The sequence below is a fragment of the Bacillus sp. EU55 genome (genome assembly GCF_038005925.1).
Classification (GTDB): Bacteria; Bacillota; Bacilli; order Bacillales; family Bacillaceae; genus Bacillus; species Bacillus velezensis.
This window is the reverse complement of sequence record NZ_JBBOUE010000001.1, coordinates 3,450,776-3,469,910: the sequence shown is the minus strand read 5'-3', so window position 1 is coordinate 3,469,910 and position 19,135 is coordinate 3,450,776. Positions and strand designations below refer to the sequence as shown.

The 19,135-nt window shown below is 49.0% G+C and carries 21 protein-coding genes and 1 riboswitch; of the genes, 14 read left to right on the top strand and 7 right to left on the bottom strand.

Annotated elements, in window-relative coordinates; genetic code table 11:
- Nucleotides 1-14: 14 nt before the first annotated feature.
- Entirely contained in the window at nt 15-497 is a 483-nt protein-coding gene (locus tag NYE50_RS17725; protein ID WP_003151759.1) for a metal-dependent hydrolase, read from the bottom strand.
- A 182-nt stretch (nt 498-679) separates the two neighbouring features.
- Here NYE50_RS17725 and sspJ point away from each other — a divergent pair, with 182 nt between their 5' ends.
- Together sspJ and NYE50_RS17715 are read left to right on the top strand one after the other, a co-directional pair.
- Nucleotides 680-820, top strand: coding sequence for a small acid-soluble spore protein SspJ (sspJ, locus tag NYE50_RS17720; protein WP_003151760.1), 141 nt, complete (start codon nt 680-682; stop codon nt 818-820).
- A gap of 122 nt (nt 821-942) precedes the next feature.
- Nucleotides 943-1,124: riboswitch (Lysine riboswitch) on the top strand.
- 108 nt (nt 1,125-1,232) lie between these two features.
- On the top strand, nt 1,233-2,645 hold the full coding sequence (locus tag NYE50_RS17715) for an amino acid permease (protein WP_159354575.1): 1,413 nt from the start codon (nt 1,233-1,235) through the stop codon (nt 2,643-2,645).
- A 47-nt stretch (nt 2,646-2,692) separates the two neighbouring features.
- On the opposite strand, the gene NYE50_RS17710 is transcribed toward NYE50_RS17715, so the two are convergent.
- The gene (locus NYE50_RS17710; protein WP_159354574.1) at nt 2,693-3,607 is read right to left on the bottom strand and encodes a class I SAM-dependent methyltransferase; all 915 of its coding nucleotides are present in this window, start codon (nt 3,605-3,607) and stop codon (nt 2,693-2,695) included.
- A 147-nt stretch (nt 3,608-3,754) separates the two neighbouring features.
- On the bottom strand, nt 3,755-4,693 hold the full coding sequence (locus tag NYE50_RS17705) for an iron-hydroxamate ABC transporter substrate-binding protein (RefSeq protein ID WP_095241353.1): 939 nt from the start codon (nt 4,691-4,693) through the stop codon (nt 3,755-3,757).
- Between the two features lie 248 nt (nt 4,694-4,941).
- On the opposite strand from NYE50_RS17705, the gene NYE50_RS17700 reads away from it, so the two are divergent.
- Genes NYE50_RS17700 through NYE50_RS17690 form a run of 3 tightly spaced genes read left to right on the top strand, consistent with a single transcriptional unit; the run spans nt 4,942 to nt 7,811 of the window.
- On the top strand, nt 4,942-5,979 hold the full coding sequence (locus NYE50_RS17700) for a FecCD family ABC transporter permease (protein ID WP_201448516.1): 1,038 nt from the start codon (nt 4,942-4,944) through the stop codon (nt 5,977-5,979).
- Entirely contained in the window at nt 5,979-6,989 is a 1,011-nt protein-coding gene (locus tag NYE50_RS17695) for a FecCD family ABC transporter permease (protein WP_159354572.1), read from the top strand. Before NYE50_RS17700 ends, NYE50_RS17695 begins: the two co-directional genes overlap by 1 nt.
- An 18-nt stretch (nt 6,990-7,007) precedes the next feature.
- Nucleotides 7,008-7,811 carry an ABC transporter ATP-binding protein gene (locus NYE50_RS17690; protein ID WP_007613715.1) on the top strand — a complete coding sequence of 268 codons (804 nt, stop codon included), beginning with the start codon at nt 7,008-7,010 and terminating at the stop codon, nt 7,809-7,811.
- A 38-nt stretch (nt 7,812-7,849) separates the two neighbouring features.
- Here NYE50_RS17690 and NYE50_RS17685 read toward each other — a convergent pair whose 3' ends face one another.
- The 3 genes from NYE50_RS17685 to NYE50_RS17675 form a co-directional block, all read right to left on the bottom strand.
- Entirely contained in the window at nt 7,850-8,272 is a 423-nt protein-coding gene (locus NYE50_RS17685) for a regulatory YrvL family protein (RefSeq protein ID WP_014418861.1), read from the bottom strand.
- 69 nt (nt 8,273-8,341) lie between these two features.
- Nucleotides 8,342-9,502: an oxalate decarboxylase family bicupin gene (locus NYE50_RS17680; RefSeq protein WP_007410043.1), complete on the bottom strand. Its 1,161-nt coding sequence runs from the start codon at nt 9,500-9,502 to the stop codon at nt 8,342-8,344.
- Nucleotides 9,503-9,618: 116 nt separating this feature from the next.
- On the bottom strand, nt 9,619-9,774 hold the full coding sequence (locus NYE50_RS17675) for a YvrJ family protein (protein ID WP_016937956.1): 156 nt from the start codon (nt 9,772-9,774) through the stop codon (nt 9,619-9,621).
- A 242-nt stretch (nt 9,775-10,016) separates the two neighbouring features.
- Here NYE50_RS17675 and NYE50_RS17670 point away from each other — a divergent pair, with 242 nt between their 5' ends.
- The 5 genes from NYE50_RS17670 to NYE50_RS17650 all read left to right on the top strand — a co-directional run bounded on the left by NYE50_RS17670 (nt 10,017) and on the right by NYE50_RS17650 (nt 14,360).
- Nucleotides 10,017-10,547, top strand: coding sequence for a sigma-70 family RNA polymerase sigma factor (locus tag NYE50_RS17670; RefSeq protein ID WP_095241447.1), 531 nt, complete (start codon nt 10,017-10,019; stop codon nt 10,545-10,547).
- Between the two features lie 3 nt (nt 10,548-10,550).
- The gene (gene rsoA / locus NYE50_RS17665) at nt 10,551-10,787 is read left to right on the top strand and encodes a sigma-O factor regulator RsoA (protein WP_159354571.1); all 237 of its coding nucleotides are present in this window, start codon (nt 10,551-10,553) and stop codon (nt 10,785-10,787) included.
- 172 nt (nt 10,788-10,959) lie between these two features.
- Complete coding sequence (locus NYE50_RS17660) at nt 10,960-11,679, top strand: response regulator transcription factor (RefSeq protein WP_003151779.1); 720 nt, start codon at nt 10,960-10,962, stop codon at nt 11,677-11,679.
- Nucleotides 11,676-13,418 (top strand): HAMP domain-containing sensor histidine kinase, encoded by a 1,743-nt coding sequence (locus tag NYE50_RS17655; protein ID WP_224988012.1) that lies wholly within the window; start codon nt 11,676-11,678, stop codon nt 13,416-13,418. The genes NYE50_RS17660 and NYE50_RS17655 overlap by 4 nt, the downstream gene beginning before the upstream one ends.
- A gap of 63 nt (nt 13,419-13,481) precedes the next feature.
- Nucleotides 13,482-14,360 (top strand): SMP-30/gluconolactonase/LRE family protein, encoded by an 879-nt coding sequence (locus NYE50_RS17650; RefSeq protein ID WP_063637066.1) that lies wholly within the window; start codon nt 13,482-13,484, stop codon nt 14,358-14,360.
- Nucleotides 14,361-14,410: 50 nt separating this feature from the next.
- Here the strand turns inward: NYE50_RS17650 and NYE50_RS17645 are convergent, their stop codons facing one another.
- Nucleotides 14,411-15,202, bottom strand: coding sequence for an SDR family NAD(P)-dependent oxidoreductase (locus NYE50_RS17645; RefSeq protein ID WP_063094428.1), 792 nt, complete (start codon nt 15,200-15,202; stop codon nt 14,411-14,413).
- Nucleotides 15,203-15,389: 187 nt separating this feature from the next.
- Between NYE50_RS17645 and NYE50_RS17640 the strand changes: the two genes are divergently transcribed.
- The 4 genes from NYE50_RS17640 to NYE50_RS17625 are packed head-to-tail and all read left to right on the top strand — an operon-like array spanning nt 15,390 to nt 19,132.
- Nucleotides 15,390-16,334: an ABC transporter substrate-binding protein gene (locus tag NYE50_RS17640; RefSeq protein WP_012118415.1), complete on the top strand. Its 945-nt coding sequence runs from the start codon at nt 15,390-15,392 to the stop codon at nt 16,332-16,334.
- Complete coding sequence (locus NYE50_RS17635) at nt 16,297-17,343, top strand: FecCD family ABC transporter permease (RefSeq protein ID WP_014721787.1); 1,047 nt, start codon at nt 16,297-16,299, stop codon at nt 17,341-17,343. The genes NYE50_RS17640 and NYE50_RS17635 overlap by 38 nt, the downstream gene beginning before the upstream one ends.
- A complete protein-coding gene (locus tag NYE50_RS17630; protein WP_224988010.1) occupies nt 17,340-18,566 on the top strand; it encodes an ABC transporter ATP-binding protein in 1,227 nt (408 codons plus the stop codon). The genes NYE50_RS17635 and NYE50_RS17630 overlap by 4 nt, the downstream gene beginning before the upstream one ends.
- Nucleotides 18,563-19,132, top strand: coding sequence for a cob(I)yrinic acid a,c-diamide adenosyltransferase (locus NYE50_RS17625; protein WP_159354565.1), 570 nt, complete (start codon nt 18,563-18,565; stop codon nt 19,130-19,132). Before NYE50_RS17630 ends, NYE50_RS17625 begins: the two co-directional genes overlap by 4 nt.
- The last annotated feature ends 3 nt before the right edge of the window (nt 19,133-19,135 follow it).

Below are 19,135 nucleotides of genomic sequence, written 5' to 3'. Positions count from 1 at the left end.
AAGATGCTTTTTGTTTATGAGATGCGGCCGTGAACCAGTTCGTATAAATAATAGCAGGATACAATTGTTAAGCCGGCCAGCACAAGCTGCTCCGAAAAGCTCCCCGTTCTCATATAAAGGGGAAGACGGAAGCGGATGGCGGACGGAAACAGCAGTTTAATGCCGTTGACGGTCCATGCGTCAAGCACAAGATGACTCGCCATTCCGATCATCAGTCCGGCGGAAATGCTCGGATTCGGAATATAGGTTGCCGTAATGAAAAACATAATAAGCATAAACAGCAGACTGTGTGTAAACGTTCTGTGGCCGAACACCGTGCTTACGATTTTGGACAGAACGGGCAGCGTCCTGCCGATTTTGCTTTTCGTATGGCATATGTCGGGAATCAGCGCCCCGAGGGCACCCGCAGAGGTCATAAGGACCGGATCATACCCGTAATAATACGCAATTGCGGAACAAGAAGCGATGCCTCCCATGATGTGTGTTTTTCCTGTCATTTTTCGCTTCTCCTTTTTATTTTTGCCAGATCCCCTGAATTACAAATATATCAAGAGAATGCATGTTTGATCAACAAACTTTACCTGTTCCGCCAAAAGGAAGGAGGATCGGATACCGCATATTCTGCCGCGGAAAAAGACACATTATAGGTGTACCTATATTTGATAAAGAGGTGATACAGATGGCTTTCTTTAACAAAGAAAAAGGCAAAAACAGCGATAAAAACAAAAACGTCATTCAAGGCGCGCTTGATGACGCCAGTGCAGCTTTGAAAGACGATCCGCTTCAAGAAGCTGTTCAAAAGAAAAAAAACAACCGCTGACCATATAAAACGGGTAGGGCGAATGCTCTATCCGTTTTCCGTCTAATTTTTCCCTTTGACAGATCTTTTTATCTCTGATAACCTCTGAGTAGAATTGAATGATAAAAATCCTCACTCTTTCTCGGTGAGGTAGAGGTTGCGCTTGATGATGAGTCGCACATGCCAGGCTGATAAGGGGCCGCAAAACATGTGTTAAAGGCATCAGCGCCGAAGTGTAAAGAAAGCCGATCCTTCTTTATGCTGGGACTGTATCTGAATAAGTGCAGGACTGCCGCGTGCTTTTTCGCGGAGGGCTATCCGGAGATCAAGGGTGTGTGTTTCTTTAAGCATGGACTTTTGTTCAGGCTTTTTTTGTGTGTAAATATGGTCTCGGGGTCTGGTCCGTACGAATGAACAACCAGGAGGTACAGGAATGGAACAGACGAAAAAATGGGGTTTTTGGTTATTAACGGCATTTGTCGTAGGAAATATGGTAGGCTCGGGCATCTTTTCCCTTCCGAGCACGCTCGCAAAAATCGCGAGCCCGTTCGGCGCTACATCGGCATGGCTTTTAACGGGAGCCGGTGTGTTAATGATCGCGCTTGTCTTTGGTCACTTATCCATCCGCAAGCCTGAGCTGACGGCGGGGCCGCAAAGCTATGCGAGAGCGCTGTTCAGCGATCGGAAAAAAGGGAACGCAGCCGGATTCACGATGGTGTGGGGCTACTGGGTTGCGAGCTGGATCAGCAACGTGGCGATCATCACCAGCCTTGCCGGATATTTAACTTCTTTTTTCCCGATTTTAACGGATAAGCGTGAAATGTTTTCAATCGGCGGTCAGGCGGTTACACTTGGCCAGCTGCTGACGTTTGCCGTATGTACGGTTTTATTGTGGGGCACTCACACGATTCTCGTTTCCAGCATGAACGGTGCGAGTAAATTAAATTTCGTTACGACGTTTTCAAAAGTATTAGGATTTATCTTTTTTATCATTGCAGGTTTGTTTGTGTTTCAAACGTCGTTTTTCGATCATTTTTATTTTCCGGTTCAAACAGGTCCTCACACGGTTGAGGGAATCGGCGGTCAGGTCCACAATGCGGCGATTTCAACATTATGGGCGTTCGTCGGAATTGAATCGGCAGTCATCTTATCCGGGCGCGCCCGTTCGCAGCGCGACGTGAAACGCGCCACCATTACCGGCTTATTGATTGCGCTCTGCATCTATATTATCGTGACATTGATTACGATGGGCGTGCTTCCGCATGGTAAGCTTGTCGGCTCGGAAAAACCGTTTGTTGACGTATTATACGCGATCGTCGGCAATGCGGGAAGCATCATCATGGCGATTTTGGCGATCCTCTGTCTGTTCGGGACAATGCTCGGCTGGATTCTTCTCGGCTCTGAAGTTCCATATCAAGCCGCGAAATCAGGAGACTTTCCCGCCGCTTTTGCAAAAACGAATAAACAGGGAAGCCCGGTTGTGTCGTTAATCGTCACGAATGTGATGTCACAGATCTTTATCTTTTCGGTTATTTCTCGGACAATCAGTGACGCGTTTACGTTTTTAACAACGGCGGCGACACTCGCTTATCTGATTCCGTATCTCGTATCTGCGTTTTACAGCCTGAAGCTCGTGCTGACGGGTGAAACGTATGACGAAATCAAGGGTTCAAGAGTGAAGGACGGTTTCATTGCTATCCTTGCCTGCATCTATTCTTTTTACGTCATTATTACCGGAACGGCCGATTTAACGACCTTTATTCTCGGGATCGGACTGTTTTTCGTCGGTTTGCTGTTATATCCTTTCGTTTCAAAGAAATTTGCAAACAACAGACAATCCGTATAAAAAAAGACATCTCACGTCTGTGGGATGTCTTTTTTTGCGTCAGCGGATTACTTTTTGACGGCGTGTATATAATGAATGGTCTCGAATGCGGTTAAATGGTCAGTGCGCCCGCTGAAAAAAAGGTCATTGATAACCGCTGGAGATAAATGTTCATAAATAAGCAGGCCTGATGAGTCTAACATTTTTTCAATTTCTTTATAGCTGAAACACGACAGCATCGGTTCCCCGCCTGCCGCAGCCATTTTCACCATGTTCTCCACTCTGTTTGACAGTCCTTTTTCTTCAAAAAGCGACTCATCCGCATAATCAAACACGACAGAGCTGCCGGGCGGGACTTCGGCAAATAATTGTGTAAGCAGGCGGGCGAGATGCTTTTTCGTAAGATAATATGAAACACCGAGCAGGCTGAAAAAGGTTTTTCGGCGGGCAAAACCTTCCTGATTCAGACGGCTGAAAGACAGCGGAGCCGTAAAGTCCATCGGCGTAAAATGAAGACGGCTCGGGATATTGCGCTCAAGACGTGTTAATCTGTTTAATTTGTCTTCCTGTGAAGCGCGGAGATCCACTTCAAAGATGTCTGTGCCGTTTGTCACCTCGGGATGCCTGAAACAGAAAGTATCCAGCCCTGCGCCGAGGATGACATATTGTTTAACCCCGAGCTCCACTTCATTCAGGAGCACTTCTTCACAATACGCCGCACGGGCTAACGGTGTAGGAGACAGCTGGACTTGAGTCACCCATTTTAAGATGTCATCCGGTTTGCCTTGAAGCTTCTGCGCCATGTCTTTGCTGAAAAATGATATACCTTGAATCAAATGATCGCTGATGTCCGACAGCTCTTTTTCAGATAAAAGATCTTGTGCCAAGAAATCATCAAATATCACCGGTGTGTCGTATTTACTGTGGTACGCCCTTACGAAAGCCGACAGCAGGGAAGTCATACTCGCCTTATTTTCTCTCATATTAAAGATCCTCCGTTATTTACATCAATCTCCGGCCGGGAGAATCTCATTATACATGTTAATTCAAAAATGTAAATTATAGCACAAATAAATTTTTTTGTCAAGTTTTTGGCGTCATAAAAAGCCGCTGTGACAGCGGCTCCCGGGTTACTTTGTTAAGCTTTTTGTGATGTAGTCGAGCTGGCCTTCGAGTGAGATCGGGTCTGAGAAATAGAAGCCGATCGGATCAATGTGATAGACATGATTTTGCTTGACGGCATCGAGATTCTTCCAGATTGAACTGTCAAGCACGCCTTTGTCGTCACCGCCGGCCTGCCATGGCCCCATAAAGATATAGTCGCCCGCGAAGTCAGGCAGTTTTTCAAGTGAAATGCTGGCGTAGCCCGGCCCTTGATTAATGGCTTTTTCCTTCGTCAGTTTTGTGGCTTTCAGCCCGAGTTTGTCATAAATGATGCTTCCGCCGCGGCCGAAGTCTTTACCGAATACATAGATGTCTTTTCCGTTTGTCTGCATGATGGAGATGGTTTTTGAGCCGACCGCTTTTTGAACTTTTGTTTTAGCGGCAGCGGTTTTCTTATCCCATTCAGCCAGCCATTTATCTGCTTTATCTTCAGTGCCTGTCATTTTCGCAAACTCTTTGAATTGATCAATGTTGCTGAGCTTGTCATATTTAATGGCGATGGTCGGCGCGATTTTTTCCAGTTTTTCAATATCGGCGCCTTGTGTCGTCCAGACAACGATTAAATCAGGCTTTAAGTCAATGATTTTCTCAACGGACGTGCCGTCGCCGATGTTTGTCACACCGTTTGTTTTCCCTTTGTAATAAGGGTTTTTAAATACGTTTTGCGGCGCGCCGACAACATTGATGCCGAGCTGTTTGAAGTCGCCGTAGTAGCCGTCAGCCATGACGACGACACGTTTCGGGTGCTTCGGAATTTTAATATTGCCGTTTTCGGCTTTATAAGTGACGGTTTCTCCTTTTTCAGAAGAGCCTTTCGTGTCTGAAGAATTTCCGCATGCGGCCAAAGCGGCGATGAGCAGCACGGCAATCAGCGCAGCGCCGATTTTCTTGTATGTATGGAACATCTGACATTCCTTCTTTCATAAAAAAATAGTGATAAAGAGAATCATTATCAGTGTGATTATATCACTGCTTTTATAGAGAAGCACGCTCTTTTTGAAGAAAAGCTTTCTTTTATGATATGAAATTAGGTCTATTAAAAGAGAAGATAATAGTGCTATACTGAAACAAGTCATTGATAATCATTATCATTATCATTCTTGTTTTGAGAAAGGAAGAACGAGTGTTGGGTCTATTAAAAAAGAAGCAGACAATGACGGCTCAAGGGGCATCAGGGAGCGAAATTCAGTGGACGGCGCGTTCATTCCGGGCGGCTGTGCTGCTGTGTGCCGGTATTTCGGTTTTATTGATCGGCGCGGCCTTGTCTGTTTCCATAGGAGCTGCCGATATTCATCTGCGGACGGTGTGGGATGCTCTCTTTCACTTTCAGCCGCAAAATACATCTCATCAAATCATACGCGATCTGAGGCTGCCGAGAACTGCCGCCGCCGCGCTCGTCGGGGCTTTTTTAGCTGTGTCCGGGGCGATCATGCAGGGGCTGACGCGGAACCCGCTTGCTGAGCCTTCCATTATGGGCGTGACGTCGGGGTCGGGATTTGCGATCGCTTTGGCATTTGCTTTTTTTCCGGGGCTCTCTGCCGCGGGGCTTGTTTTGTGGTCCTTTATGGGAGCGGGAATCGGGGCGCTCATTGTGTTTGGCATCGGCCTGTTTTCAAAAGGCGGGCTGACACCGGTGAAGCTCGCGCTGGCCGGTACGGCGGTCGGCTATTTCTTAACGGGGCTTTCAAGCGCGATTGCGATCCGTTTTGATGTCGCTCAGGATGTGAAGTTCTGGTATGCCGGAGGAGTCGCGTCCGTGAAATGGGAGGGCGTCCAGCTGCTTTTGGCAGTCGGCGTCATCGGACTTTTGCTCGCATTTCTGATTGCGCGCTCAGTGACGGTGCTGAGCTTGGGTGAGGAGCTTGCCAAAGGGCTCGGGCAGTACACGGCGCTTGTGAAAGTCATCGGAATGGTTGTCGTTGTCCTTTTGACGGGGGCTTCAGTCTCAGTCGCCGGAGCCATTTCTTTTATCGGCTTGGTAATTCCGCATATCACCCGATTTTTAGTCGGGGTAGATTACAGGTGGATCATTCCCTGTTCGGCGGTATTCGGCGCCGTTCTGTTAGTCTTCAGTGATATTGCCGCAAGACTCGTCAATGCGCCGTTTGAAACACCGGTCGGCGCTTTAACCGCCCTTATCGGCGTTCCCTTTTTCTTTTATTTGGCGCGCAGGGAAAGGAGAGGGCTGTAATGAATGTAAAATCGAAAAAACCGCTGGCGGTCATGGCCGTTACGTTTTTGCTCATATGCATCGTCTTTTTTATCAGTTTAAACATGGGGGTGATCCGGATTGCGCCTCTTGATACGCTGCGTGTCTTTTTCGGACAGGGGGATGCCCGGGATCAGCTCGTTTTATTTGAATTCAGACTGCCGCGCATGGTGCTGTCATTACTGGTCGGCGCCGGAATCGCGGTTTCAGGCGCGATTTTTCAAAGCGTGTCTCAAAATGACTTGGCGGAGCCGGGCATTCTCGGTATTAACGCCGGGGCGTCTTTGGCGGTCGTTCTGTTTATCTTCTTTTTCCAAGGATCAGCTGTTGATTTAAGCATGGCCGGTACATGGCTGCTTCCGGTGAGCGCTTTGGCGGGGGCTTTTCTGGCTGCGCTGCTCATCTATGTTCTGGCTTGGAAAAAAGGCGTTTCACCTGTCCGGCTCGTTTTGGTCGGGATCGGCGTCAATGCGGGGTTTAATGCGCTTCTCTTGATTTTTCAGCTGAAGATGGACCCGCGGGATTTCATGCAGGCGCTTGTATGGATTTCCGGTTCGATTTGGAACGCCAATTGGAAAATGGTGCTGTCTATTTTGCCGTGGCTGCTGGTTCTTTTACCGTTCAGCCTCTATAAAGCCAGGTATTTAAATGTGCTTCAGCTCGGTGATCAGCTGGCGGCGGGGCTTGGCACCCGGCTTGAAAAGGAGCGGCGCGTTCTGCTGATGTGCGCCGTTGCCCTGACCGCGTCATGTGTTGCGGCAGCCGGCGGAATCGCTTTTCTCGGACTCATTGCGCCGCATTTGGCCAGAAGGCTTACCGGCCCGCGCCACCAGACGCTTATCCCGGTTTCGGCTTTAATCGGCGCATTTTTATTTCTGCTTGCCGATACGCTGGCGAGAAATGTGCTTGCACCGTCCGAAGTTCCCGTCGGCCTGGTGATTTCCGTGCTCGGAGCGCCGTATTTTGTATATTTACTGATGAAAACGAAATAGAGGAAGGAGACTGCCGCGATGAACTCATTATCGGCGGAACAGCTTACTGTCGGTTATGGCGACCGTTTGATAGCGAAAGAATTGGATATCGCCATCCCGAAAGGAAAAATTACAACGCTGATCGGTCCGAACGGCTGCGGAAAATCGACGGTTCTCAAAACGATGTCAAGAATCATGAAACCGAAATCCGGCGCCGTCTATTTAAACGGACAGGCGATCATGCAAAAATCCACGAAGGACATCGCCAAGGAAATGGCAATTCTTCCGCAGACGCCTGAAGCGCCGAGCGGGCTGACGGTGTACGAACTTGTTTCTTACGGCAGGTTTCCGCATCAGTCCGGAATGGGCCGTTTGAGTGATAAAGACCGTGACATGATCAAATGGGCGCTTGAAGAGACGGGGATGGCCGAATTTTACGACCGGCCGATCGAAGCGCTTTCCGGGGGGCAGCGGCAGCGTGTGTGGATCGCCATGGCGCTCGCTCAAGAAACGGAGCTGCTGCTTCTTGATGAACCGACCACTTATTTAGATCTCGCCCATCAGCTTGAAATTTTGCAGCTGCTGGACAAATTAAACAAGGAGCAGGGCCGCACCATTTTAATGGTCATTCATGATCTGAACCATGCCGCCCGTTTTTCCCATTACATGATCGCCCTGAAAAAAGGGCGCGTCATCAAGGAAGGAACGGCGGAGGAAGTCATGACTCCCGGCATATTGGAAGACGTTTTTCAGATTGACGCACAGATTGTAAAAGATCCGCGCACGAACAAACCGGTCTGCTTAACCTACGATTTAATCCGGCATGAAAACGCAACGGTATGATGAAAAAAAACGCAGAGCCATTCCGGCCTGCGTTTTTTTTATTGCGCCCGGGGCTGCTTTTGTCCGGAGACGCATTTATCCAAAACGAAAAAAACTCCCGCCACAATCAGCTCCTCCGTCGTTGACAGCCAAATCTTTTCAATCAGTTTATCCGTCGTATACGCGGTCATCCAGAGGAACAGCAGCTGAACGGTGCTGGCTAAAAGGAGAAAAGGCAGCCTGCCCGTCCCAAAAAAGGTAAAGCTATGTATCATCAGCCGCTCAAGCGGTTCAAAACATAAACCGAGAAGAATAAAAAGCACGGAAAAAAGCAGGACGTACGCCATCGATCCGTAGCTCGTCCCGGCTAATGAAAATACAGCCATCATCACGATAAAATACCCGAATAATACGGCAGCGGCTGCCAGGGCATACCGGAGCACCTGAAGAAATAACATTTTCGTCCCGTTTTGATTGATCATCTGTTCAGCTCCTTTTCACACAGAGGAGACTTGCAGAGACGGAACTCTGCAAGTCGGTGTGTATCTTCTTCAGCATTTCTTTTTGACGACAGGGTGTTTCTCTTTTGAAAGAATATCCGTAAAGTCTTTGCCCAGATCCAGATGCTGCTGGACGAATTTCTCGGGAAGCATGGCAAGCCATTGGTTCAGGGACACATCGGCATAGTGGTCATCCTTGAAGATTTCCAGGAAGACGAGCGGCTCATCTCCCAAATTCTCCACATAGTGGCCCATTGCGAACGGAACGTAACCGACATCCCCGGCCTGATAGTTAAATGTTCTTGCATGGCCGTCCGATGCAAAAACCGTCATCCGCCCTTTACCGGAAATATAATACTGCCATTCATGCGTGTTCGGATGCCAGTGCAGCTCTCTCATTGCGCCCGGTTCGACCACGACAAGCGCTGAAGCGATCGTTTTGGACACTTTGAAGTTTGTGGAATCCGCGATATATACTTTGCCGCCATCCGTCTCAGCAGTCGGGCCTTCATCCAGCAGGCGGTAAGTGAACGGATATGGCACTTCACCGTTCGGGCCTTCCACAATGTCATCTTTCAGCTTCCCGGGAACCGGCTCTTCAAAGATATATTTTTCTTTCCCGGGCAGGCCGGCGAGGTCTTTTTCTGAAACCCCGAAGTTGTTGGCGATGACATCAAGCGGTGTGTGGGCAAGCCAGTCAGTCACTTGGAATGTGCTGTTTTCTGAGAAGGAACCGTCATCAAAAACCAAGAGGAATTCACAGCCTTCTTTCAGCGCCTGAATGGAGTGCGGCAGGCCTGACGGGAAGTACCACAGATCTCCTTCCTTCACGTCATCGATAAAACTGCGTCCCTGTTCATCAACAATCGTGACCCGCGCTTTGCCCGTCAGCATATATGCCCATTCCGCTTCTTTATGCCAGTGCAGCTCACGGATGGCGCCCGGTTTTAAACGCATGTTGACAGATGCCAGATTTTCAGAAATCGGCAGCTCGCGAACGGTCACCTCACGCGCGTATCCGCCCTTTTCCAGCCGGTTGTGCACATCTGAGAAAGAGAATTTCATATTATCCACTGTGCCGTGATCCGTTTCCGGCGGCGTCAGCATATCCGGATTTTGGCGGTCTCTTTCAAGGTTGCGCGGTATCGTGACGGTCGCTCCTTTGTCTCCTCTGATCGGCTGCGGGATATTGCAGTTGTTTTCTTTTGACATGTAAATCGTCTCCTCTCAAGCTTTGGTTTTCAGAAAGAGAATGTGAAAGGCCTTTCGTTTTCCCTTCTGCTTTGTTAAGTGATGCGTCCTGATGAAAAGTCAACTTCGTGTGAAAATTAATTTTTCATTTTCTGATCTTTCAGTTCTGCCATCAATTCGATCAGGGCGTCAAACTTCTTCTCAAACCGGGTGAGAAGGTACATGGCAATCAGAGCCGGAAAGCCGAGATTGCCGATCTGTCTGACAACTTCTTCTATAAAAACCTGATCCATCACCAGCCACCTCCTGACTTGACCTGCAGTCATGTATATAAGTGAAAGAACGTGCTGCTCTTGTAAACCTGATATCCGGGCGGAGGGTCTTTTTTTTGTTCCGGAAAAACCGGGACATAAGGAGTGTGGAACCTTAGTCGGAAAGGAGTAGTTTACTTTTTTTTGCTTTCTTTCATTTAATTTAAATAGGAGGCGGTTTTATGGACTATCAAGTTCTTTTACGGTCAAAATGCAAGGAAATCATGAAACATCCGATCGTCAAACATTTCTTGAGTGACCCTAAGCATTACGAGAAATTTAAAAATGTGCTCGAACATTCAGACGAGAAGGATGCAAAATCACTGGACGAACATTTTAAGCAGTTTTATAAGGAAATCCGGATCATCAAATATATGAATTCTATGATCCGGATTTTCTCCATCGACTTTGACAAGCGCATCCGCAAAAATCAGAAGCGCTATCCGCTTACGGTGGATCAGCCGGAAGGAGGTGAAGCGCTTCCCTATGAAATGGGAAAAGACGCGTATGAAGAGTTTCTGCGGCAGCAGGGGGATTTGAGCCAGCATGTCCAAAACCGGGATTTATACGAAGCGCTCCAGACGTTAACCGATAAACAAAAAAGCGTGCTGACGAATATATACCTTCACGGAGCGACAATGAAGGAGATTGCCGAGTCTCTGGGGGAATCACGGCAGAACATTTCCAATATTCATAAAAAGGGTCTCGACAATCTCAGAAAGCAGCTGGACAAGCAGAAAAAAGGGGGAAAATAAGCAGTGAACGGGCCATTTGACTTCAACAAGGGGAAAACAGATATCGACGAAATGGAACTCTTGATTTCGCGTTTTTCGCCAATGATAAAAAAAAAACTGAGCAATACGTCTTACCAGGAAAGAGAAGATCTGGAACAGGAATTGAAGATTAAAATAGTTGAAAAAGCGGACATGCTGTTATGCCAGGACGTGCCGGGTTTTTGGGAATTTATTCTTCATCTTATAAATGAAAGCTCCTGACAAAAGCGGCGGAATGATGGATATTCCGCTCTGACAACGTGAGAAAAACGAGAAGAGATGTCCGGTCTCGTTTTTCTTTTCTGTTTCCCCGCAAGACCTCCGCACTAAAAAAGTACCAAATCTTATCCATATAATGATATGATGAAAAAAACAAAGAGAAAGGAACGTCCAAGTGGAAAATGCGTCAATTTTAATTGTAGACGATGAGAAGGCGATCGTTGATATGGTCAAACGCGTTCTCGTCAAAGAAGGCTATCACAACATTAAGACAGCCGGAAGCGCTGAGGAAGCGATCGAGTTTGTTAAACATGAAACCGCGGATCTGCTCGTGCTGGATGTGATGATGGAAGGCATGTCCGGTTTTGAAGCATGCACCGAAATCCGGAATTATACCGACGCTCCGATCTTTTTTCTGACTGCCCGTTCTTCTGATGCGGATAAGCTGTCAGGATTTGCATTGGGAGCTGACGATTATATAACAAAGCCGTTTAATCCGCTCGAATTGGCGGCGCGGATCAGGGCGACGTTAAAGAGAACCTATAAGCGCGAAGAGAAAACGGCGGTAAAGACGTATTCATACAGCCATTTTTCCTATTCACCGCAAAACGCCGAGCTGATCGTCGGGGGCGAGCCCGTCAGCTGCTCCGCACAGCTTCTGCAGCTGCTTCAATATTTCTGTGAACATCCTGATGTGGTGCTCTCGAAAGATCAGATCTATGAAAAAGTGTGGGGCTATCCGTCTTACGGCGACAACAACACCGTCATGGTTCACATCCGCAAGCTCAGAGAAAAGATTGAAAAAGACCCCAGCAATCCGTCCTATATTGTAACGGTGCGCGGCCTCGGTTATCGGTTTATTCCCGATCAAGGAGAAAAAGGAACCCGCTCATGAGAATGCGCGGAAAATTTCTGCTTCACTTTTTCGGTCAGCTGCTGCTGGTCATCCTGCTGATGTCCGTTTTGGCCGTCGCTTCTTTCTTCTATTTGGATTGGCGTTTCAGCGAAGCGGAAGCCAATGCGGGACTTACTAAAGCGACGGCAGACTCGTTTGAAGCGTGGCTTGATAAAAATGAAGACGGCACATGGGATGTCGATGAATTTTTAAAGATGTCGGTCAGAAAGCAGAAGGGCTGGCTGCAGATTATTAATGACAAAGAAAAAACAGACTACGCGTACAGAGTGCCGAAAGACGTCCCGAGCCATTACAGCAGAAAAGATCTCTTATCCATTTACCAGTACCGGAATTTTGACAACTACAAGCTGAATTACTGGACGGTCACGATAAATGATGAGACCTATTTGATTCTGTTCGGCTGGAAATCCGCCAGTGAGCAGCTTCTCACATACATCGAATCACAGGAGCCATCCCTCGCTTCCCTTTCTCAATATAAAAAAAGCACGATTGATTATATTAAACGGGAAAAAGGGGCGGTCTACCTTCTCGAAGACAGCGGCAGACTGCTCGGGGATATCAACAGCACGAAAAAAGAACGGAACACCGTCAATGAGCTTGAATTGCTGAAATACAGTTCCAAGCCGTGGAATTACAAACGGGAAATTTCTTTTAAAAGACTCGATAAAACGAAATGGATGGTCGCGTCGGTGCCGAACCCCGTGTACATCCCCGATCACGAGTTTAACAAATCATTTTTGAGAAATGTGTTGAAAACCCTCTTCCTCTTGATCGGAATCCTGGTATTTATGATCTGCATCCTGACCATCTGGTACTCTTTCCGTTTCGGCTGGCCGCTGTTTCATACCATCAAATGGCTCGTCAATTTATCAAAGGGCCGGCTTGAAGAGCCAAAGAACCGCAAAGGACAGCCGGTCAGCAAAAACAAAAAAGGCAAAACAAAGCAGCCGTTCCGCTTTTTCGCCGAGATTTTCGAATCGATGGATCAGCTGACCGACACGCTGAAGCGGGATAAGAAAAACAGAGAAAAAATCCAGGCGACAAGGGAAGAATGGATCGCCGGGCTGAGCCATGACTTAAAAACCCCGCTGAGCACGATTTACGGCTACAGCATGATGCTTGAATCGAAGCAATACGACTGGACCCCGGAAGAAGTCAAAGAAATGGGGCAGATCGTCCGGGAAAAATCAGAATATATGTCCAAGCTGATTGAGGACTTAAACTTAACATACCGCCTCAAAAACGCGGCCCTCCCGATCGAACGGCGGCTGATCAACGTCGTGCCGTTTATCAGAAACGTCACGAACGATTTCACGAAAAACACGTTCTCGGAAGGCTATGACATCGCCTTTGAAACCAAAAAGGAAGACATTCTTTTCGCCATTGATGAAGCGTGGTTCCGCCGTATTCTGGAGAATCTGCTGGCAAACGCGGTTAAGCATAATAAGAAAGGGACCGCCATTCGGGTCATGCTTGAGGAATCAGCCGAACAGCTCATTCTGAAGGTGAAAGATAACGGAAGAGGGATGGACGACGAAACGATTCACCAGCTGTTTAACCGTTATTACCGGGGAACGAATACGAAAGGCCCGTCAGAAGGAACGGGACTCGGGCTCGCCATTGCCAAGGAGCTGGTACACCTTCATAACGGAACCATCCATGTCAACAGCAGAATCAGCGCCGGAACGGTGATTACGATTCTTTTTAAAAAAGATTGAGTTTGGACGCCGCTTTGTCGGGAATAACAATAGAAGACTGACAAGCAAAAGAGGTGTTCACACATGGAAGCAGCATTACGAGCAGATACGAGAGCAGTAATCGGAGAAGGCCCTTTATGGGACAAGGACAAGCAATGCCTGTACTGGGTGGATATACTGGGCAGCCAGCTCCATATCTTCACTCCGGCTGACGGAATCAACCGTTCCGTTAAATTCAAATCATTTGTCACGGCCCTGGCCTTGTATTCAAAGGAAGAGCTGGTGATGACGATGAAAGACGGTTTTTACCTGTACAATCTTCGGGAAGATACATTGACGAAGATGAAGCAGCCTAGAGACATGCGGGAAGATATCCGTTTCAATGACGCAAAATGCGACCCGTCCGGCAGATTATGGGCAGGAACGACGAGCATGGAAGGCAAAGAAGAGGAGGCTTCGCTGTACCGTCTGAATACGGACGGCAGCCTTGCCAAAATAAAAGACCAGGTCTCCACCTCGAACGGTTTGGATTGGGATCGGGACCGAAACCTGATGTACTATATCGATACTCCGACGCAGGAAATCGTCTGTTATTCATATGATCCTGAAACCGGAGCCGTATCAGATCCGAAAACGGTCTACCGCTTTCCGGAGTCGCAAGGATCTCCCGACGGAATGACCATTGACCGTGACGGAATGCTGTGGGTGGCTCTGTTCGGAGGCGGCCGTGCCGTCCGGATTGACCCGTTTTTGCATAAGGAAATTGCATCTATCGAAGTTCCGGCGAAATACGTCACCTGCTGCGCGTTCGGAGGCAGAGACTTGAACACGTTATACATTACGACCGCGACGGAAAAATTGACGGAAGCCGAAAGACTTGAGCAGCCGCATGCGGGCGGCCTGTTTTCAGCAGAGCTTGAGACGGGCGGCTGGGAGCCGGTTCCGTTTGCAGGCATGATGTAAAAAAAGCCCTGGCATATGGGGAAGTTCCCATTGTGCCGGGCTTTTTTGTGTTAAATGGAGCGGATGATGCCGCCTTCAACCCGCTGTGCGGTGCCGTTAATGGCAGAAGCCGCTGATGAAGCGAGAAATACAATCGTATTGGCGACTTCTTCCGGGGTTGCATAGCGCTGAATCAATGATGTCGGTTCATTCACTTTAAAATAATCCCGGACGAAGCTGTCCGTGTCTTCTCCGGCAGCCTTTGCGGCTCCTTCCATGTAAGAAGCGACGCCTTCGGTCCATGTCGGTCCCGGCAGCACGGAGTTGACCGTGACATTTGTGCCTTTCGTCATTTCCGCCATTCCCCGGGACAAGCTGATTAATGCCGTTTTCGTCATTGAATACGGAATCATTTGCGCAAGCGGTTTGACACCGGCTTCACTGGAGATGTTCAGAATCCGTCCGCTGTTTCTCTCGAGCATTTGCGGCAGAAAACGCCGGCACAGGCGCACGGCGCTCATAACATTCACTTCAAAATACCGAGTCCATTCGTCATCAGACACCTCAGCGAAGTCTTTTACTTCAAAAAAACCGAGATTATTGACGAGAATATCGACTTCCCCGATTCCGCCGGCGCGCTTTATCAAGTCATCCGCCTCATCCTGACGCGATAAATCCGCAGCGATGCCGTGGACCGTTCCGTAAGCGGAAAGCTCCTCAACCGTCCGTTCCACAGTTTCTTTTTTTCTTCCGTTTATAATCACCTCGGCGCCTTCGGCTAAAAAGCTTTTTGCCGCGGCTTTTCCGATGCCTGAAGTTGATCCTGTAATCAACGCGAGCTTTCGTTCAAGCTGTAATTCCACGATAATCCTCCTTTTTACACCATTGTGTAACAGTATACATGATGAATTTTAGTGTGTACGAACAATTTGCTTTCATGCAAAAAGGCCGGATATACAAGCCTTAAAGACTTATAGTATAATTACTGCGAAAAAAGGATACGAATGTCAAAGAGACAATCGTTTACCATAATCAGGGGGAGTTAAAAGAATGAAGAAGATCACTGCCGTCTGGGCGGCGCTCTTGGTCACCGCCTTTGTGATCGCCGGCTGTTCCGGCGCACAGGAAGAAGGAAGCGCGGCCAAACAAAAAGCCGTCTCAACCGAAGCATTCCCGGTAACCATTAAGGATGCCGCGAACGAAAAAGTAACCATAAAGCAGGCACCGGAAAAAATCGTTTCCCTCATGCCGAGCAATACGGAAATTACATACGCGCTCGGACTGGGAGATAAGGTCGCAGGCGTCACGACAAATGATACATATCCGAAAGAAGCGGTAAAAAAACCGAAAGTCGGAGATATGAATGTGAACGCTGAAAAAGTCATCGCGCTGAAGCCGGATCTCGTGCTTGCCCACGCGTCCTCTATGTCCGCTTCCGCCGATGCGATGAAGCAACTGAAAGATGCGGGCATCACCGTCTTAACGGTCAATGATGCGCAATCGTTCCAAGATGTGTACAAATCAATCAGCATGATCGGAAAAGCGGCCGGCAAAGAAAAGCAGGCGGATAAGCTGATCAAATCGATGAAATCCGACCTTTCCGGCATAGAAAAGAAAGCGGCGGCCATTTCTGAAAAAGACGAAAAGAAAGTATTCGTCGAAGTGTCTCCTGACGGCTACACGACGGGGAAAGGCACGTTTATGAACGAAATGCTTGAAGATATACACGCGAAAAACGCCGCCGGCAGCCAGACCGGTTGGGTTCAGCTTACGGATGAAGCGATTGTCAAAATGAATCCGGACGTCATCATTACGACAGACGGCGTAAAGGCCGCTGAAGTGGAAAAACGCGCCGGCTGGGGTGCCGTCAATGCGGTCAAACACCACAATGTCTATTCTGTTGATCCCGACCTTGTCACACGCTCAGGCCCGCGCCTTGTCAAAGGGGTCGAGAAGCTTGCAGAAAGCGTTTATCCTGAAACGTTTAAAAAGTAACCGCCCGCTGGCCTACACGGTCAGCCTGCTGTTTTTAGCCGTTTGTACGGCACTCGGCATTTCAATCGGCAGTCTGCATATTCCTTTATCCGACGTTTTTTGGATCGGGATCGGCCGGACATCCTCGGCTGATCCTATGAATGTAAATATTATGATGAATATCCGCCTGCCGAGAGTCGTTCTGGCTGCCCTTGTCGGAGCCGCGTTATCCATTGCGGGAGCGGCGTTTCAGGGACTTCTGAAAAATCCGCTCGCCGACCCTTATACACTCGGGGTATCTTCGGGAGCCTCGGCGGGAGCCGTGATCACCTTGTTTTTCGGCATTCAGATTCCCGTCATCGGCCGGTTCACACTACCGGTTGTCAGCATTGCCGCAGCGATTGCGGTCATGGCGGCGGTTCTGTTTTTCAGCCGCCTCGTTCATGCGTCGATGTCGGTTTCGACGCTCATTTTGACAGGCATCATCATGAATTCTTTTCTCGGAGCTCTCATATCGCTTGTGATCGCTTTAACGGGCAATGATCTGCTCCCGATTGTCCGCTGGCTGTTAGGAAGCGTGTCAATGAGGGGCTGGGGCTATGTCGCGCTGTTTCTGCCTTTTTTTCTGGCCGGGACGGCGCTTCTGCTTATCAATGGCAAAGAATTAAACATTATGACTTATGGAGAAGAAAAGGCAAGGCTGTTAGGCGTCAGTACGGGAAAAAGAAAACTGCTGATGATCGCCGCCGGATCTCTGCTGACGGGAGGAGCGGTTGCCGTCTCGGGGACGATCGGATTTGTCGGCCTTGTCATTCCCCACGTGACACGGCTCTTATGGGGAACGGATCATCGCCATTTACTGCCGCTGTCAGCATTGACGGGGGCCGGGTTTCTCATTTTGGCGGATTTGTTTTCCCGCACCGTCATTGAGCCTGTCGAATTGCCGATCGGCATTATGACGGCTTTGGCGGGAGCGCCTGTATTTGCCTTGATTCTGCTTCGCCAGCATCATGGAGGGAAACGCTTATGATCAGGGTGAGCAGCCTGTCCGGCGGGTACGGAGGCCGGATGATTGTGGAAGATGTCAGCTTTACCGCCGGAAAAGGTGAATTTGTCGGCATACTCGGTCCGAACGGCTCGGGAAAAACAACGCTGATGAAATTGCTGACGGGAATGCTCTCTCCGTCAAAAGGCGAGGCGCTCGTAGCAGGCAGGCCCGTCGGCGGATACAAGCCGCGGGAGCTTGCGAAAATCATGGCCGTTTTGCCGCAGCATACGGAGCAAGCTTTTACATTTACCGTTAAGGAAACAGTGTCCTTCGGCAGATACCCGTATCAAAAAGGACTCTTCAGACAGATGGATCAACATGATGAAGACATTGTCCGGGAAGCGATGGAAATGACGGGCATCGACCGATATGCGCAGCAATCCGTCCGCAATCTGAGCGGCGGGGAGCGGCAGCGCGTCTTTCTGGCGCAGGCGCTGGCTCAGCAGCCTGAGGTGCTGTGTCTGGATGAGCCGACGACATTTCTTGATCTCAAATATCAAAAAGACCTGCTTGATACGGTGAAGCGGCTGACGAGAGAAAGCGGCCTGACGGTCATCAGTATTTTTCACGACCTCAACGCCGCAGGACAATACTGTGATCAGCTCCTGATGATGAAAGACGGACGCGCTTTTTCGAAGCAGACGCCGGATCAGGCTTTGAAAAAAGAAACGATTGAAGACATTTACGGCATCACCGTCAGTGCTGTCGGCCAAAAAGCGTCACCGAAACCGCTGATCGCCTTCATGCCGGAAGTGCGGGAGGAAAGAGAGTCTGTCAGCGCTTCGTTCGCCTCTTTGATAAACAAAAGCGGAAATACCGTAAAGCTTCAGACAGACCGTCCGTTCAGAATGTTGTCAACCGCATCTGACGGCTCAGGCTTTTCGTGGAGCCGCCGGCTTACCGGCTCAGCGGCGGCTGGTTTTGTCTGCCGGACGTTTGATTCGATAACGATTGCCGTGACCGCCAGGCACACCGTTTGGGCACTCATCAGCGGCCGCTTATCTGAACAAGGCTTTGTACGTCTGTTAACGGCAGCGGCGGAAGCGAGAATGCAGGCTCTTTCCGGCAGACAGGCAAACGGCGACATTGTCATTTGTGCCTTGCAGACAGGAAAGGTAATGGACGTCCGCCATGCGGAAAAAGCTGTGAGAAGAGGAACCGCGGCATGTGTAAAAGCGGCGGAAGAAGGAGGAACAGAACGATGAAGCTGTATACGAAAACCGGCGATAAAGGACAGACAAGCCTGATCGGCGGCAGAACGGATAAAGACAGTCTGCGGGTTGAAAGCTACGGGACGATCGATGAGCTGAACAGCTTTATCGGGCTTGCGCTTGCGGAGCTTGCTGATTGTGAGAATTGCGGTGATCTGAAAGCCCAACTCCGAAACATTCAGCACGAGCTGTTTGACTGCGGCGGCGACTTGGCGACTGTCACTGAGAATAAGAGCTATACATTAAGAGAGAAATCTATTACCGTGCTGGAAGACTGCATAGATCGTTATACCGCTGAAGCGCCTCCGCTTGAAAAATTTATTCTTCCGGGCGGGCATAAGGCGGCTGCTCAGCTTCACATCGCGCGGACTGTCACAAGACGGGCGGAGCGTCTCATCGTGAAACTTGGCAAAACAGAAGAGATAAATGACACGGTGATGCGTTACTTGAACCGCCTGTCTGATTATTTTTTCGCGGCGGCAAGAGCAGTCAACGCAAGACATGGCGTTAAAGATATAGAGTTTGAAAGAAGCGCCGCAGTATTCCGTGAAGATGAATAACGT